The 15,015-nt window shown below is 63.3% G+C and carries 14 protein-coding genes; 11 read left to right on the top strand and 3 right to left on the bottom strand.

What is annotated here, in order from left to right; all coding sequences use genetic code 11:
- The first annotated feature begins 6 nt into the window (after positions 1-6).
- The 5 genes from ACMYR2_RS10475 to ACMYR2_RS10455 all read left to right on the top strand — a co-directional run bounded on the left by ACMYR2_RS10475 (position 7) and on the right by ACMYR2_RS10455 (position 5,310).
- Positions 7-1,347, top strand: coding sequence for a pyruvate dehydrogenase complex dihydrolipoamide acetyltransferase (locus ACMYR2_RS10475; protein ID WP_347264172.1), 1,341 nt, complete (start codon positions 7-9; stop codon positions 1,345-1,347).
- A 155-nt stretch (positions 1,348-1,502) separates the two neighbouring features.
- The gene (locus ACMYR2_RS10470) at positions 1,503-2,468 is read left to right on the top strand and encodes an OmpA family protein (RefSeq protein WP_347264171.1); all 966 of its coding nucleotides are present in this window, start codon (positions 1,503-1,505) and stop codon (positions 2,466-2,468) included.
- Positions 2,469-2,486: 18 nt separating this feature from the next.
- Complete coding sequence (gene lpdA / locus ACMYR2_RS10465; protein ID WP_347264170.1) at positions 2,487-3,920, top strand: dihydrolipoyl dehydrogenase; 1,434 nt, start codon at positions 2,487-2,489, stop codon at positions 3,918-3,920.
- Positions 3,921-4,150: 230 nt separating this feature from the next.
- Positions 4,151-4,495, top strand: a complete 345-nt coding sequence (locus tag ACMYR2_RS10460; protein ID WP_347264169.1) for a hypothetical protein — start codon at positions 4,151-4,153, stop codon at positions 4,493-4,495.
- A complete protein-coding gene (locus ACMYR2_RS10455) occupies positions 4,495-5,310 on the top strand; it encodes a tetratricopeptide repeat protein (protein ID WP_347264168.1) in 816 nt (271 codons plus the stop codon). The genes ACMYR2_RS10460 and ACMYR2_RS10455 overlap by 1 nt, the downstream gene beginning before the upstream one ends.
- 126 nt (positions 5,311-5,436) lie before the next feature.
- On the opposite strand, the gene xth is transcribed toward ACMYR2_RS10455, so the two are convergent.
- Positions 5,437-6,237: an exodeoxyribonuclease III gene (xth, locus tag ACMYR2_RS10450; protein WP_347264167.1), complete on the bottom strand. Its 801-nt coding sequence runs from the start codon at positions 6,235-6,237 to the stop codon at positions 5,437-5,439.
- A gap of 99 nt (positions 6,238-6,336) precedes the next feature.
- Positions 6,337-6,669, bottom strand: a complete 333-nt coding sequence (erpA, locus tag ACMYR2_RS10445; RefSeq protein ID WP_011315066.1) for an iron-sulfur cluster insertion protein ErpA — start codon at positions 6,667-6,669, stop codon at positions 6,337-6,339.
- A 111-nt stretch (positions 6,670-6,780) separates the two neighbouring features.
- Between erpA and ACMYR2_RS10440 the strand changes: the two genes are divergently transcribed.
- From ACMYR2_RS10440 to scpB, 6 genes are all read left to right on the top strand, one after another.
- Positions 6,781-7,995, top strand: a complete 1,215-nt coding sequence (locus ACMYR2_RS10440) for a deoxyguanosinetriphosphate triphosphohydrolase (protein ID WP_347264166.1) — start codon at positions 6,781-6,783, stop codon at positions 7,993-7,995.
- A gap of 38 nt (positions 7,996-8,033) precedes the next feature.
- Positions 8,034-9,827 carry an arginine--tRNA ligase gene (gene argS, locus ACMYR2_RS10435; RefSeq protein ID WP_416192891.1) on the top strand — a complete coding sequence of 598 codons (1,794 nt, stop codon included), beginning with the start codon at positions 8,034-8,036 and terminating at the stop codon, positions 9,825-9,827.
- Between the two features lie 101 nt (positions 9,828-9,928).
- Positions 9,929-11,314 (top strand): SPOR domain-containing protein, encoded by a 1,386-nt coding sequence (locus tag ACMYR2_RS10430; protein ID WP_347265069.1) that lies wholly within the window; start codon positions 9,929-9,931, stop codon positions 11,312-11,314.
- Positions 11,315-11,361: 47 nt separating this feature from the next.
- Positions 11,362-12,381: a beta-N-acetylhexosaminidase gene (gene nagZ, locus ACMYR2_RS10425; protein ID WP_416192890.1), complete on the top strand. Its 1,020-nt coding sequence runs from the start codon at positions 11,362-11,364 to the stop codon at positions 12,379-12,381.
- Positions 12,378-13,214 carry a ScpA family protein gene (locus ACMYR2_RS10420; protein WP_347265071.1) on the top strand — a complete coding sequence of 279 codons (837 nt, stop codon included), beginning with the start codon at positions 12,378-12,380 and terminating at the stop codon, positions 13,212-13,214. Before nagZ ends, ACMYR2_RS10420 begins: the two co-directional genes overlap by 4 nt.
- 21 nt (positions 13,215-13,235) lie before the next feature.
- Entirely contained in the window at positions 13,236-13,982 is a 747-nt protein-coding gene (gene scpB / locus ACMYR2_RS10415) for an SMC-Scp complex subunit ScpB (protein WP_347265072.1), read from the top strand.
- A 335-nt stretch (positions 13,983-14,317) separates the two neighbouring features.
- On the opposite strand, the gene ACMYR2_RS10410 is transcribed toward scpB, so the two are convergent.
- Entirely contained in the window at positions 14,318-14,941 is a 624-nt protein-coding gene (locus ACMYR2_RS10410; RefSeq protein ID WP_347265073.1) for a MarC family protein, read from the bottom strand.
- Between the last annotated feature and the right edge of the window lie 74 nt (positions 14,942-15,015).

Here is a 15,015-nt window from a genome sequence, read left to right as displayed (position 1 = left end):
CAAGTCATGCCGATCAACATCCTGATGCCCGCGCTGTCGCCGACGATGGAGAAGGGCAACCTCGCCAGGTGGCTCAAGAAAGAGGGCGACGCGGTCAAGTCCGGCGACGTCATCGCCGAGATCGAGACCGACAAGGCGACCATGGAAGTCGAGGCGGTGGACGAAGGCACCATCGCGAAAATCCTGGTGCCGGAAGGAACGCAGGACGTGCCGGTCAACAACGTCATCGCGGTGCTCGCCGGTGACGGCGAGGACGTGAAGGCGGCGGCGAGCGGAGCCACGGTAGAACCGAAAGCCGGCGCGAAAGCAGAATCCGGGGCAGCGGCGAAAGCTGGCGGCGGAGAAGCGGCCGGTTCTCCGGAACCATCCTCCCGCGCCCCTGTGTCCACGCCTGCATCATCAGGATCGCAAGCGGCGCAACCAGCGAATGGTCACGCCCGCGTTTTCTCATCGCCGCTGGCGCGGCGGCTCGCCGTTGAGGCCGGCATCGAACTGGTGCAAATCGAGGGCAGCGGTCCGCATGGCCGCATCGTCGCGCGCGACGTGGAGCAGGCGAAGTCCGGCAAGGGCCTGAAGACGGCGACCGCGCCGTCGATCGCACCCTCGATGTCGGACAAGCAGATCCTGTCGCTGTTCGAGGACGGCTCCTACGAACTCGTTCCGCATGACAACATGCGCCGCACGATCGCGCAGCGCCTGACCGCGTCGATCCAGAACGTTCCGCATTTCTATCTGACGATGGACTGCGACATCGGACGGCTGCTGTCCGCGCGCGAAGACATCAACGCGTCCGCGCCGAAGGACAAGGAGAAGAAGCCACTCTACAAGCTTTCGGTCAACGACTTCATCATCAAGGCGATGGCGGTGGCGCTGCAACGCGTGCCGAACGCCAATGTCAGCTGGACCGAAGGCGGCATGCTGAAACACAGGCACTCCGATGTCGGAGTCGCCGTCGCGATGCCGGGCGGGCTGATCACGCCGATCATCCGCAAGGCCGAAACGAAATCGCTGTCGGCCATCTCCACCGAGATGAAGGACTTCGCCGCGCGGGCGCGGGCGCGCAAACTCAAGCCCGAGGAATATCAGGGCGGCACCACGGCCGTCTCCAACCTCGGAATGTTCGGCATCAAGGATTTCACCGCCGTCATCAATCCACCGCACGCCACGATCCTCGCGGTCGGCGCCAGCGAGGAGCGGGCGGTGGTGCGGGGCGGCAAGATCGAGGCGGCGCACATCATGAGCGTGACGCTGAGTTGCGATCACCGCGCGGTCGACGGTGCGCTCGGCGCGGAGTTGATCGGCGCGTTCAAGACGCTGATCGAGAATCCCGTGATGATGATGGTGTGACCACGTTATCTTCGATGGCCATCGATCAGATTGATAAGACGCGGGCCCGATTCACCGCAAGCGAACCAGGCTCGAATCTTGCGTCGTTCGTTCGCGCTGATTTCTGCGATAAGAAGTGCAGATTGTAATCAGACGACGTTGTTGGAGAAGGAAAGATGCGGACCCTCCTGATGTCTCTTGGCGTGGTTCTGGTCGCAGCGTCCGTGCAGGCGGCGGACATCAAGGGCGGCAAGGATCATCCATTGTTGCCGCGCTATGACGGCTCGGAGATCATCCGTTACAAGCAGGAGGCGTTCACCGACTACAAGCTCGCGATCGCGCCGATAAAAAATCCCGGCGGCAAGGACAAGAACGCGAATTCCGTGACTCCGCTTGAGGGTAAGTTCACGCAGATCTCCTACAAGATGCCGGAAGGCCGCGCGGCGCTGGAGGTGTTCCGCAACTACGAGCAGGCGATCAGGAAAGCCGGTTTCGAGACGATGTTCAGTTGCGAGCGCGATGCCTGCGGTGGCCGATATTTCGGCCTCGCGATTGCGGGCGACCCGCTCTACATGCTGTTCGGCGATCAGCATGCTGACCAGCGCTACATCGCCGCGCGGCTCAGGCGGGCGGAAGGCGACGTCTATGCCTCGCTGTATGTGATTATGTACCGCTCGGGCGGCGGGCCGCTCAAGGACCGCGCGCTGGCGCTTCTCGAGATCACCGAAGTCAAGCCAATGGAAGAACGGATGGTCGTGGTGGACTCGTCCGCCATGCAGCGCGACATCATCGCGCAGGGACGCGTCGCGGTTCACGGCATCCTGTTCGATTTCGACAAGGACACCATGCGTTCCGATTCGAAGCCGCAGCTCGAGGAGATCGCCAAGCTCCTGAAAGAGCAGCCCGAGTTGAAGGTGCTGATCGTCGGGCATACCGATTCCAAGGGGGCGCTCGATTACAATCGCGACCTGTCGTATCGCCGCGCAAAATCCATCGTCGAGACGCTCAGCCGCGAGCATGGCGTCGCCGCGGCGCGTCTGACGCCGCTTGGAGTCGGGATGGCCGCTCCCATGGCGACCAATCGCACCGAAGAGGGACGTGCGCTGAACCGGCGGGTCGAGCTGGTCGATGCCACGAATTGAGGACGGAAAGCAGAGGCCATGGCTGACACTCATTTCGACGTCATCATCATCGGCTCGGGCCCGGGCGGTTACGTCGCCGCTATCCGGGCGGCGCAACTGGGTTTGAAGACCGCGATCGTCGAAAAACAGCATCTCGGCGGCATCTGCCTGAACTGGGGATGCATTCCGACCAAGGCGCTGCTGCGCTCGGCGGAAATCTACCATTACATGCAGCACGCCAAGGATTACGGCCTGTCGGCGGAGAAGGTGAGCTATGATCCGGCCGCCGTGGTGCAGCGTTCGCGCGGCGTTTCCAAGCGCCTTAACGAGGGCGTCGGCTTTCTGATGAAGAAGAACAAGATCACCGTGATCTGGGGCGAGGCATCGATCGATGCTCCCGGAAAGATCACGGTGAAGACGTCGGATCCGCGCATCAAGACCGAGCCGCCCAAGGGCGTACTGGGCGAGGGCAGCTATCAGGCCAAGCACATTGTCGTTGCGACCGGCGCGCGGCCGCGCGTGCTGCCCGGTCTGGAGCAGGCCGGCAAGCTGGTCTGGACCTATTTCGAGGCGATGGTCGCGCCGAAGATTCCGAAGTCCCTGCTTGTCGTCGGCTCCGGCGCGATCGGCATCGAGTTCGCCTCGTTCTTCCGCACCATGGGGGCCGAGGTCACCGTGGTGGAGGTTCTGCCGCAGATCCTACCGGTCGAAGATGCGGAGATCGCGGCTCTCGCCCGCAAGCAGTTCGAGAAGCAGGGCATCAAGATCATGACCTCCACCAAGGTCACCAAGCTCGACAGGAAGGCCGACAGCGTCGTCGCCACCATCGACGCGGGCGACGGCAAGCCGGTCGCCGCCGAGTTCGAGCGGGTGATTTCGGCGGTCGGCGTGGTCGGTAATATCGAGAATCTCGGATTGGAAAAGCTCGGTGTGAAAACCGATCGCGGCTGCATCGTGATCGACGGTTACGGCAGGACCAACGTACCGGGCATCTATGCGATCGGGGACGTCGCGGGACCGCCCATGCTGGCGCACAAGGCCGAGCACGAAGGGGTCGTCTGCATCGAGGCGATCAAGGATCTCAAACCGCATCCGATGGACAAGAGCCTGATCCCCGGCTGCACCTATTGTCACCCGCAGATCGCCTCCGTCGGCCTCACCGAGGCCAGGGCGAAGGCGGCGGGCAGGGACATCCGCGTCGGCCGCTTTCCGTTCGCGGGCAACGGCAAGGCCATCGCGCTCGGCGAGGATCAGGGGCTGGTGAAGGTGATCTTCGACCGCAAAACCGGGCAGTTGCTCGGCGCGCATATGATCGGCGCGGAGGTCACCGAACTGATCCAGGGATACGTGGTCGCGATGAACCTGGAGACGACCGAGCAGGAATTGATGCACACCATCTTCCCGCATCCGACACTCTCGGAAATGATGAAGGAAGCGGTGCTCGACGCCTACGGGCGCGCGCTGAACATGTAGCCATACACGTCCGCAACCGCCTGTTGTTGCCCTGTGACAATATTGTTGCCAGGGCGCAACACCTGGATGATCATTTAACCCTGCGAACAGGTGGCTCTTGTAGACGCCGCTATTTAGCCACACCCCTTCTTGAAAATTTACCTGTCGGCTGGAAGCTGGCGCTTCATGTGGGTCGAAAGCCTCGAAAGCGTCTTCCGGAGAAAAGGCCGCAGGGAGGGATCGGGTTCGCGATGGGTGTCGGGACGGACATCAAAGGCAGGCTGTCGAGCCGTCGTGTCGCGGTGGCTCCGATGCGCGCGCCTGGCCGTGCGGGCTTGTCCGGCGCGCGATGGATCGATTCGCATCGCCTTGCGAAGCTCACGACCGCTGACGGCGCCAGGATCCACGGCAATGCGGTTCGCCCGCGTGCTGACGTAAATTTGATTTATGCCCGGCGCCCTGACCGCAAGACCGAATGGCGGATCGGCGCGACCAATCCCACATCCGGCGAGCGCGCAAAGTTCGCTCGGCAGTTTGGGCAGATGTTTAGCCATATCCTGCCCTGTACGGGCGGGATGTTCGAGAAGTTGCGTTAATGCGAATGGCTAGCACAGCAGTTTTGGCGTTGGCTTGGAGCGTGGTGTGCGTGAGCGCCCCGGCCTTTGCCTTTGATGGAACCGTGGCCGGAGAGCAGGAAGCCGCCGCGGCGCTTCCCGTGGCTTCCGCGCCCCTCGCCGGGGCTGAGGCGCTGAAGAAGGCGGCGACGCCGAGTGTGTCGTTGACGGCCCTGCAATACGCGGCCGAGGGCGGGCATCCGATCGCCCAGTGGCGGCTGGGGCGTATGTATGCCAAGGGCGACGGCGTCACCCAGGATGATCTGCGGGCTTTCCAGTACTTCAGCCGTATCGCCAACGCTCATGCCGAGGACAGCCCTTCGGCACCGCAGGCCGCCGTTGTGGCTAACGCGTTCGTCGCGCTCGGACGCTATTATCTGCAAGGGATTCCGAATTCGGCCATCAAACGTGACGCTGAGCGCGCGCGCGAGATGTTTTCCTACGCGGCCTCCTATTTCGGCAACGCAGATGCGCAATACGATCTCGCCCGGCTTTATTTGAAAGGCATCGGAGCGCCTCACGACGTCAGGTCCGGCGCCCGCTGGCTCGGTCTCGCGGCGCAGAAGGGCCAGCATCAGGCGCAGGCCATGCTTGGCAGGATGTTGTTCAACGGTGATCTGTTGCCCCGGCAGGCGGCGCGCGGCCTGATGTGGCTGACGCTGGCGCGAGACGCGGCCGCGCCGGAGGAGACCTGGATCGCCGACAGCTATAACAAGGCGATCGCGAAGGCCTCGGAGGATGATCGCGCCATGGCGCTGCAGATGCTGGAGCACTGGGTGCAGGGGCGGCGGGACTGACACCCTTCGCTCGGGTCTTTTCGCTAGAGCGTTTTCAAGCGAAGTGGATACCGGTTCGCGTGAAGAAAACGCGTCAAACCAAAATCATAGAGCCTCGCTTCTGATTCTATCAGAAGCGGAAAGGCTCTAGTTCTTTCCAGCTGTCTCTAGATCGAGGTCGATCCAGACCGGGACATGGTCGGACGCTTTTTCCCAGCCGCGTACATGACGGTCAATTCCTGCTCCGCCGAGGCGGTCGCTGGCCTGTGGCGACAGCAGCAGATGATCAATCCGCAAGCCGTTGTTCTTTTGCCAGGCGCCAGCCTGATAATCCCAGAAGGTGTATTCTTCGGCGGCATCCGACACCGCGCGTACGGCGTCGGTCAGGCCCAGCCCGAGCAGCGTCTGGAACGCCTGCCGTGTCTGCGGGCGGAACAGGGCATCATCGATCCATGCGGCGGGATTGTAGACGTCGCACGGCGCGGGGATGACGTTGAAATCGCCGGCGAGTATGAAGGTTTCCTCGCTTTTCAATCGTTCCCTTGAGTACTCAACAAGGCGCGATATCCACTTGAGTTTGTATGGATATTTCTCGGTATTCGCTGGGTTGCCGTTGGGCAGATAGAGGCAGGCGACGCGCACGACGCCGTGCTTGAGGGTGACGACGCCTTCGAGAAATCGCGACTGCGCGTCGCCGTCATCGCCCGCCAGCCGAGGCCGGGTCTCGTCGAACGGGAATTTCGATAGCAGCGCCACCCCGTTGAAGGTCTTCTGGCCGTGCGTCACCACATTGTAGCCAAGCGCCTCAATGGCTTCGCGAGGAAACTGCTCGTCGACGCATTTGATCTCCTGAAGGCAGACCACGTCCGGCGAGGTCTCTCCCAGCCAGGAGATCAGGTGATCCAGTCGCTGCCGGACCGAATTGACGTTCCAGGTGGCTATGCGCATGAGGCGGTCCCGCAGGTGATTCCCGATCCGAACGGGTATCCGGCGCGAAGGTCTTGCTTCGATGGACAAGCGGGTCAAACCCGCGCGTGGTATGGAAGCCTAAATCGAAAAACTGGTGCCGCAGCCGCAGGAGGCGGTGGCGTTCGGATTGACTACCCGGAACGATGCTCCGATCAGGTCGTCCACGAAATCGACTTCGGACCCGCTCAGGAACGGGACGGAGGCTGGATCGACCAGCACGACCGCGGAATCGCGCGCGATCACCAGATCATCGTCGGCCTTGGCGCGTTCGATGTCGAATTTGTACTGAAAGCCTGAGCAGCCGCCGCCTTCGACGCTGATGCGCAGCATCGCGCCATCACCTTCGGATTTCAGGATTTCTCTGATCCGCCGCGCCGCGCGCTCGCTGACGGTGATGTTGGCTTCTGTCATCCTGCGACTCCATATGCGATCGCGGACATTGTCCAATATTTTGAATCGCCCGCAAGCCATAGTTAAGTGCCCGGGACGGTGGAATCAAACGAACGGAAGGGGCAGAGCGCCGTGGCAGTTGGAATGGCAGCCCCGCGTGCGCCCTTCGCCAGCGAGCCCGACCGCAGCCGCGGGCGGCTGCATGACGAGCCGCCGAGCCGGACCCGCAGCGCGTTCCGGCGCGATTGCGACCGGGTGATCCATTCGACGGCGTTCCGGCGGCTGAAGCACAAGACCCAGGTGTTCGTCTCTCATGAGGGCGATCACTTCCGGACCCGTCTCACCCATACCCTTGAGGTGACGCAGATCGCCCGCGCGCTGGCCCGGCAACTCGGGCTCGATGAGGATTTGACCGAAGCGCTGGCGCTGGCGCACGATCTCGGCCATCCGCCGTTCGGCCATGCCGGGGAAAGGGCGCTGGACCTTTGCCTCGGTCCCTATGGCGGCTTTGACCATAATGCGCAGACGCTGCGGATCGTGACCCTGCTGGAGCACCGCTATCCCGATTTCGACGGCCTCAACCTGACCTGGGAAACCCTGGAGGGGATCGTCAAGCACAACGGCCCGCTGACCGATGCCGCGGGAAACGCCGTCGGGCGTTATCAGCATGGCGGCGTGCCGATGGGTATCGCCGATTTCAACCGGGCCTGCGATCTGGAGCTGTGGAGCTTCGCCTCGCTCGAGGCGCAGGTTGCGGCGATCGCCGACGACATCGCCTATGACGCCCACGACATCGACGACGGCTTGCGCGCCGGATTGTTCGCTGTCGATGATTTGAAGGAGATGCCGCTAACCGCCGGAATGATCGCCGATATCGCGCGCCGCCATCCGATGCTGGATGACGGGCGGCGCGGCGCCGAACTGGTGCGTGAACTGATCTCCTGCCTGATCATGGCGGTCCTGTCCGAGACCGGCAGACGGCTTGCCGCGGCGCGGCCGCGATCGGTCGATGATGTGCGCCGGCACTCCGCGCCGCTGATCGCCTTACCGGCGGAGACGGCGGAGGCCGAAGCCCGGATCAAGTCGTTTCTCCGGCAAAGGATGTATCGCCACCCTCGCGTCATGCGGGTGATGGACGAGGCTGAAACCATCGTCCGGGACCTGTTCATGCGTTACCGTGACGATCCGGCCGCGCTTCCCGCCGAATGGCTGCCGGAGGAGGGCGTCAACTGTGCGTTCGACGCCGAAAAGGCACGCACGATTGGCAATTTCATCGCTGGCATGACCGATCGCTTCGCCATCAACGAGCACAAGCGCCTTTTTGACTCGACTCCGGAATTGCGTTAGGCGGCGCGTGTTCCAGCTCCACTCAAATCGCGGATATCATGACCAATTCCAGTCCATCGCAGCATCTTTTCGCGGATGTGCTTGCGCGCGTGCACAGGGCCTGCGCCTCGCTCGCGGAAGAAGGCGCGCTGCCGCCCGGACTGGATCTGACGCGGATCGTCGTCGAGCCGCCGCGCGATGCCTCGCATGGCGATATGGCAACCAACGCCGCCATGGTGCTGGCGAAGGACGCCAAAGCCAAGCCACGCGATCTTGCAGAAAAGATCGTAATGAAACTGCGCGCCGACGACCTGATCGATAACGCCGACATCGCGGGGCCCGGTTTCATCAATCTCACCCTGAAGTTACCGGTCTGGTTTGATGTCCTGCGTGACGTGTTGCGTGAGGGCGAGGGCTACGGCCGCAGCGCCGTCGGAGCCGGCGAAAAGGTCAACGTCGAATACGTTTCCGCTAATCCGACCGGCCCGATGCATGTAGGTCATTGCCGGGGCGCGGTGTTCGGCGACGCGCTGGCGAGCCTGTTGTCGTTTGCGGGCTATGAGGTTGCGCGCGAATACTACATCAACGACGCTGGCGCTCAGGTGGATGTGCTCGCGCGCTCCGCCTTCCTGCGCTACCGCGAGGCGCTGGGTGAGGACATCGGCGAGATTCCGGATGGGCTCTATCCCGGCGATTATCTGAAGCCCGTGGGGCAGGCGCTTGCCGCCGAACACGGCGACACGCTGTTGAAAAGGCCGGAAGCCGAGTGGCTGCCTGCCGTCCGCGCCAAAGCCATCGCCACGATGATGGAAATGATCAGGGGCGACCTCGCCGCGCTGAACATCCGGCACGACGTGTTCTTCTCGGAACGCTCGCTGATCGAAGGCCGCGCCGATCGCGTCGCGGAGACCATCGATTTCCTGCGGGAGAAGGGCGACGTCTATGAGGGCCGGTTGCCGCCGCCGAAGGGCGCGCCGGTGGAGGATTATGAGGATCGTGAGCAGACTTTGTTCCGCGCCACGGCCTACGGCGACGACGTCGATCGTCCGCTGAAGAAGTCGGATGGCGGTTACACCTACTTCGCCTCCGACATCGCCTATCACAAGACCAAGTTCGACCGTGGCTTTCATAACATGGTCGATGTCTGGGGCGCCGACCACGGCGGCTACATCAAGCGCGTGCAGGCCGCGATCAAGGCGGTCACGTCGGGCCAGGCAACCCTCGACGTCAAGATCGTGCAGCTCGTGAAGCTGTTGCGCAACGGCGAGCCGGTGAAGATGTCGAAGCGCGCCGGGGATTTCGTGACGTTGCGCGAAGTGGTCGATGAAGTCGGCTCCGACGCCGTCCGCTTCATGATGCTATTCCGCAAGAATGACGCGGTGTTGGATTTCGATCTTGCCAAAGTCATCGAGCAGTCGAAGGATAACCCGGTTTTCTACGTGCAGTACGGCCACGCCCGCGGCTTTTCGATCTTCCGCAATGCGCGCGAGGTGTTCCCGGATCTTCCTGAAGCGGATGCTGCACGAAGGGACTTCCTCGGGACGGCGGACATGGAACGGTTGTTCGATCCGGTGGAAATCAGCCTGTTGCGGAAGCTGGCGCTCTATCCGCGAACGGTCGAAGCTGCCGCGGTCGCTCACGAGCCGCACCGGATCGCTTTCTATCTCTATGATCTCGCGAGCGAATTTCACGCGCTTTGGACGAAAGGGCGCGATTTGCCTCATTTACGCTTCATTATCAATAATGATGCACAAATAACCAGGGCACGGCTGGCGCTGGTTCAGGGCGTTGTCGCTGTTCTGGCATCCGGACTTACCGTTCTCGGCGTCCATGCGCCGACCGAGATGCGATAATGGGTTAGCCGTCATGAAGGGGATCGTGACGGGCTTGATTGGCAGCTGTTTCGTTTAGAACGAGCGAGTTGGCGCCTTTCCGAAAGGGACGCGACATCACGATGGCTCATCGATATCAGGACCGGCCCTTCCCGGAGGACGATGATTACGGGCGCGACGACCATCGCGCGACCACTCCCCCCGAGCCGGATCCGCTTGCGGAACTGGCGCGGCTGATTGGTCAGACCGATTCCTTCGGTGTGCCCAAACGGGAAACGCCGATAGCTCCCGTGGATGATCCCGTCGACCATTTTGAGCCGCTGCCGCCGATCGAGGAACCGATCGAAGAAGAACCGGCAGCAGCGCCGCCATCGTGGATTCAGAGGCGGATGGCCCGACCGGATCCTTCGCCGGAGCAGTTCGAATCCTCGCCGCATCCGGTGCTGCGCCGCGCGGCGGTTTATCCAGACAGCCATCAGCAGCCTGAGCCGGAATCTTATCAGGACGATCCCGACCGTTACCACGATGCACGGTACGCGAATCTACCGGACGATCAGCCGGTCTATGCGTATGGCGACCGTGTTCCACACGATGCTTATGAGGGCCAGTTTCCGCGCGAGACCTATCCGGAAGCGCCTTTCAGCGACGAGAACGGCTACGGTGAATCTTACGGCTACGGCGAGGCTGAAGATGGGCCGGCTCCCGGCCGTCGCGGAAAAATGGCGACGGTGGTCGCGGTTCTGGCGCTCGCGGTGGTCGGCACCGGCGCGGCCTATGCGTACCGCACCTTTGTCGGGAGCGCGCCGAACGGTGAGCCGCCGGTCATCAGGGCCGATACCGAACCCAACAAGATCGTGCCTCAACAGGCGATTTCGGGTGATGCGGTCGGCAAGTTGCTTCAGGACCGGATGTCGGCGGAGAACGGCACCGAGCAGGTGGTGTCTCGCGAAGAGCAGCCGGTCGATGTCAGGAGCGCCGTGAACGCGGGCCCGCGTGTGGTTTTTCCGCCGCTGAACCAGAACGACAACCCGCCGTCCGCGGCAAGCGTGGCTCCGGATATCAAGCCTCCCGCGACCGTCGCCAACAGCGCGGTCGGGGGTGACGAGCCTCGCAAGGTCAGGACACTGGCGGTTCGCGGCGATCAGGCTGATCTCGCTGCCCCGCCCGGGGCAAATGTGCCGCCGCCGCCATCCTCGCAGGCCGCCGACACGCGCGCCCGGATGGCATCGACCAATCCGGCGCAACAGGCGTCCGGCAGCGGGGGGTACCTGGTCCAGGTGTCCTCGCAAAGAAATGAGGCGGATGCACAGGCGTCATTCCGGGTGCTGCAGGGTAAATTCCCGTCGATGCTGGGATCGCGCGCGCCTGTGATCAAACGCGCCGACCTCGGCGCCAAGGGCGTCTACTATCGCGCCATGGTCGGGCCGTTCGCTTCGTCCGGCGAGGCTTCGCGCTTCTGCGGAAGCCTCAAATCCGCCGGCGGACAGTGCGTCGTCCAAAGGAATTAACGGCCGTTTCCTTGACCATCGCGGCCGGTGAGAGCTAATCGGCCGACATGAGCACGCGCGCATTCATCATGGGAGCGTCAGGCCTGAGCCTGACAACTGAGGAGCGCGAATTTCTGCGCGCGGAGCGGCCGTGGGGTTTCATCCTGTTCAAGAGGAACGTCGACAATCCTCTGCAAGTGGCGCGCCTGGTTCAGGAGTTTCGAGAGGCGGTCGGGGATAGTGATGCGCCCGTCCTGATCGATCAGGAAGGCGGCCGCGTGCAGCGGTTGGGGCCGCCGCATTGGCCCGTCTATCCGGCGGGCGCGACGTTCGGCGCCCTCTATGACCGCGATCAGGCCGCGGGACTGAAGGCCGCTCGGCTCAGCGCGCAGCTGATCGCGGCCGATCTCGCCGATCTCGGCATCACGGTGGACTGCCTGCCGCTGGCGGATGTTCCGGTGCCGGGCGCGGATGCCGTCATCGGTGATCGCGCTTATGGGACCGACCCTCATAAGGTCGCAGTCATCGCGCGGGCCGTTGCCGAGGGGCTGGAGCAGGGCGGTGTTCTGCCGGTGCTCAAGCATATTCCGGGTCATGGACGGGCGACCGCGGACACCCATCACCGGCTCCCGGTCGTGGATACCTTGAAAGACGAGCTTGAGGCCGTTGATTTCACTGCATTTCGTCTACTTTCCGACCTTCCGATGGCGATGACCGCACATGTTGTGTTCAGTGCGATTGATGCCACCCAACCGGCGACAACATCTGCGACAATCATAGAGCAGGTGATTCGCGGCTCGATCGGATTTCAGGGATTGTTGATGAGTGATGACGTGTCGATGAATGCGTTGTCGGGCTCGATCGCCCAGCGGACGAGGGCGATCGTCGCGGCCGGGTGCGACATGGTCCTGCACTGCAACGGCAGGCTGGACGAGATGCGGCAGGTCGCCGGCGAAACTCCGGAACTGTCGGGAGCCGAGCTGGACCGCGCCGAGCAGGCCCTGGCCGCGCGCAAGCCGCCGCAACCGTTCGACCGCGAAGCGGCTTGGGCGGAACTCGACGCATTGATCGGAGCCGCGAGCGCATGAGCGCGGAAATTCTTTCGTTCGAAACCGGCCGCCCGACGGAGCGCGTCGTCCCCGACGAGGTGGCGCTCGTGGTCGATGTCGAGGGCTATGAGGGCCCGCTGGACTTGTTGCTCGCGCTTGCGCGGCAGCAGAAGGTCGACCTGTCGAAAATCTCCATTCTGGCGCTCGCGGATCAATATCTCGTTTTTGTCGAGGCGGCGCGCAAGATTCGTCTCGAACTGGCCGCCGACTATCTGGTGATGGCGGCGTGGCTGGCCTTCCTGAAATCGCGATTGCTGTTGCCGGAACCGCCGACCCCGGATGGACCCAGCGCGGGCGAGATGGCGGCGGCGCTCGCCAACCGCCTGCGTCGGCTTGAGGCCATCCGCGAGGCGTCCAACCGCCTGATGAATCGTCAGCAGCTGGGACGCGACATCTTTCCGCGCGGAAATCCCGAGTCGATCGCCGAGATCCGGCATCCGAAATTCACCGCGACCTTGTTCGACCTGCTGTCCGCCTATGCCGTGCAGCGTCAGCAGCGCGTATTGACGACCGTTCACTTGGCCAAGCGCACGGTCTGGTCGTTGAGCGAAGCACGCGCCTCGCTTGAGCGTCTGGTCGGTCTCTCCGGTGAGGATTGGGGCTGTCTCGACGAGTATCTGATGACGTTTGTCATCGATCCGGCGCAGCGCGCCACCATATTCGCGTCGAGTTTTGCATCCGCTCTCGAACTGGTGCGCGAGGGCGTCATGGATCTGAATCAGAAAGAGGCCTTCGCGCCGCTTTATTTTCGCAAGCGTGCGCCGCAGCCGTCACCCGATCCGACGGCGGGACCGGACACCCCGGTGCAGTAATTGGAAGAAGGAGACCGAGCGATGGCAAGCCTGGCGGAAATGCGCGTGGAGCAGTTCGAGGAACCTCTATCGGAGCAGCCCGCGGCGCGGCCCGAGGAATTGCGCTTGCTGGAGGCGCTGCTGTTCGCTTCCGCCGAGCCGTTGGATCAGGCGGCGCTGGCCAAGCGGATGCCCGATGGCGTCGACATCAAATCGGCTCTTGCCCGGTTGCAGGCGGACTACGCGTCTCGGGGCGTCAACCTGGTGCGAATCGCCAACAAGTGGACGTTCCGCACGGCGGGCGATCTGGCCTGGCTGATGACGCGGGAAAGCACGGAGACACGGCGCCTGTCGCGCGCGGCGATCGAGGTGCTGGCCATCATCGCCTATCATCAGCCCGTGACCCGCGCGGAGATCGAGGAAATCCGGGGCGTCGTGACCTCCAAGGGCACGCTGGATGTGCTGCTGGAGACCGGGTGGATCAAGCCGCGCGGACGCCGCAAGACACCGGGCCGCCCGCTCACCTTCGGGACGACCGAGGCGTTTCTGTCCCAGTTCAGCCTCGAAAACCTCGGCGACCTGCCGGGCCTGGAAGAATTGAAGGGAACGGGCCTGCTGGATTCCCGTCTGCCGGGCGGGTTCAGCGTTCCAACGCCGTCAGACGATCCGGCTTTGCGCGACGACGAGGATCCGCTCGAAGCGGGCGATCTCGAACTGGCGCTGGTCCTGCCCTTGGAGGCGGAAAGCGATAATTCAAGCAGCGGCGGTGCCGCCCCGGCAGAATCCTGACCCGCTTCGAGCGAAGCGTGTCCTCGGGCTTGACCCGACGATGGATCCCGTTCGCTTGAAGACAAAGCATCGGGATCAAGGGATATAGAGCATCGGACCCGAAAGTGGGAACCGGTTTCGGGATAAATCCGATGCTCGATCAATTAACTGGAGCGGCGGCGCTGATTCTATTTGACCGGCCGCCGCTATAGCGTTTTCGAGCAAAGGGGATACCGGTTCGCGTGAAGAAAACGCGTTAAATAAATATCATAGAGCGCCGCTTCTGATTTCATCGGTAGCGTGGCTGCCGGTCAGGCCAGCCTGACGCGCGGACGCGACGTTCACTGGTGCTCTTTTCAGCCGAACGCCTCGCGAATGCCATCGATGACGAACTGGACGGCGAGAGCGGCCAGTACGACGCCGAGCAATCGCGACAGCACGACATTGCCGGTATGCCCGAGCGCGCCGGCCACGCGCCCCGCCAACGCGAATGTGAGGCCGCAAATGGCGGCGACCGCGATGATGATGGCGATCAGCGCTATCAGTTGAACCGGCTGATCCGCCGCGCGACCGGCCAGCAGCAGCGTGGCTGTGATCGCCCCCGGACCCGCGACCATCGGGATAGCCAGCGGAAAAGCCGCGATATTCCGCGCGTGCTCCTCCGCCGCCTGGGTCGCCTGCTGGGCCTCTCGCGCCGGGCGGACACCCAGCACCATCTCGAACGCGACCACGAACAGCAGGAGGCCGCCGGAAATGCGAAAGGCGGGGAGGCCGATTCCGAGCCGGGCGAGGAGCCATGTGCCGCCGAGCGCCGTCGCCACCAGGATGGCGGCGGCTATAGCCGAGGCGCGCCAGCCGATGCCGCGCCGGGCAGCCTTCGGCAGGCCCTGGGTGATCGACAGGAACACCGGGGCCAGACCGATCGGATCGACCACCACCATCAGCGTCGCGAAGGTCGTCAGCGCGTAGTCCAGCAGCACCGTTCCACCGTCAGATTCTGGTTGCCGTTATGGCTTATAAGTACCTGAAAGAACGACGGGAAAAAACCGCCTTG

This window comes from Nitrobacter sp. TKz-YC01, from assembly GCF_047824785.1.
Taxonomy (GTDB): Bacteria; Pseudomonadota; Alphaproteobacteria; order Rhizobiales; family Xanthobacteraceae; genus Nitrobacter.
Note: the sequence above shows the minus strand (reverse complement) of the source record. Positions and strands in the feature narration are given on the sequence as shown.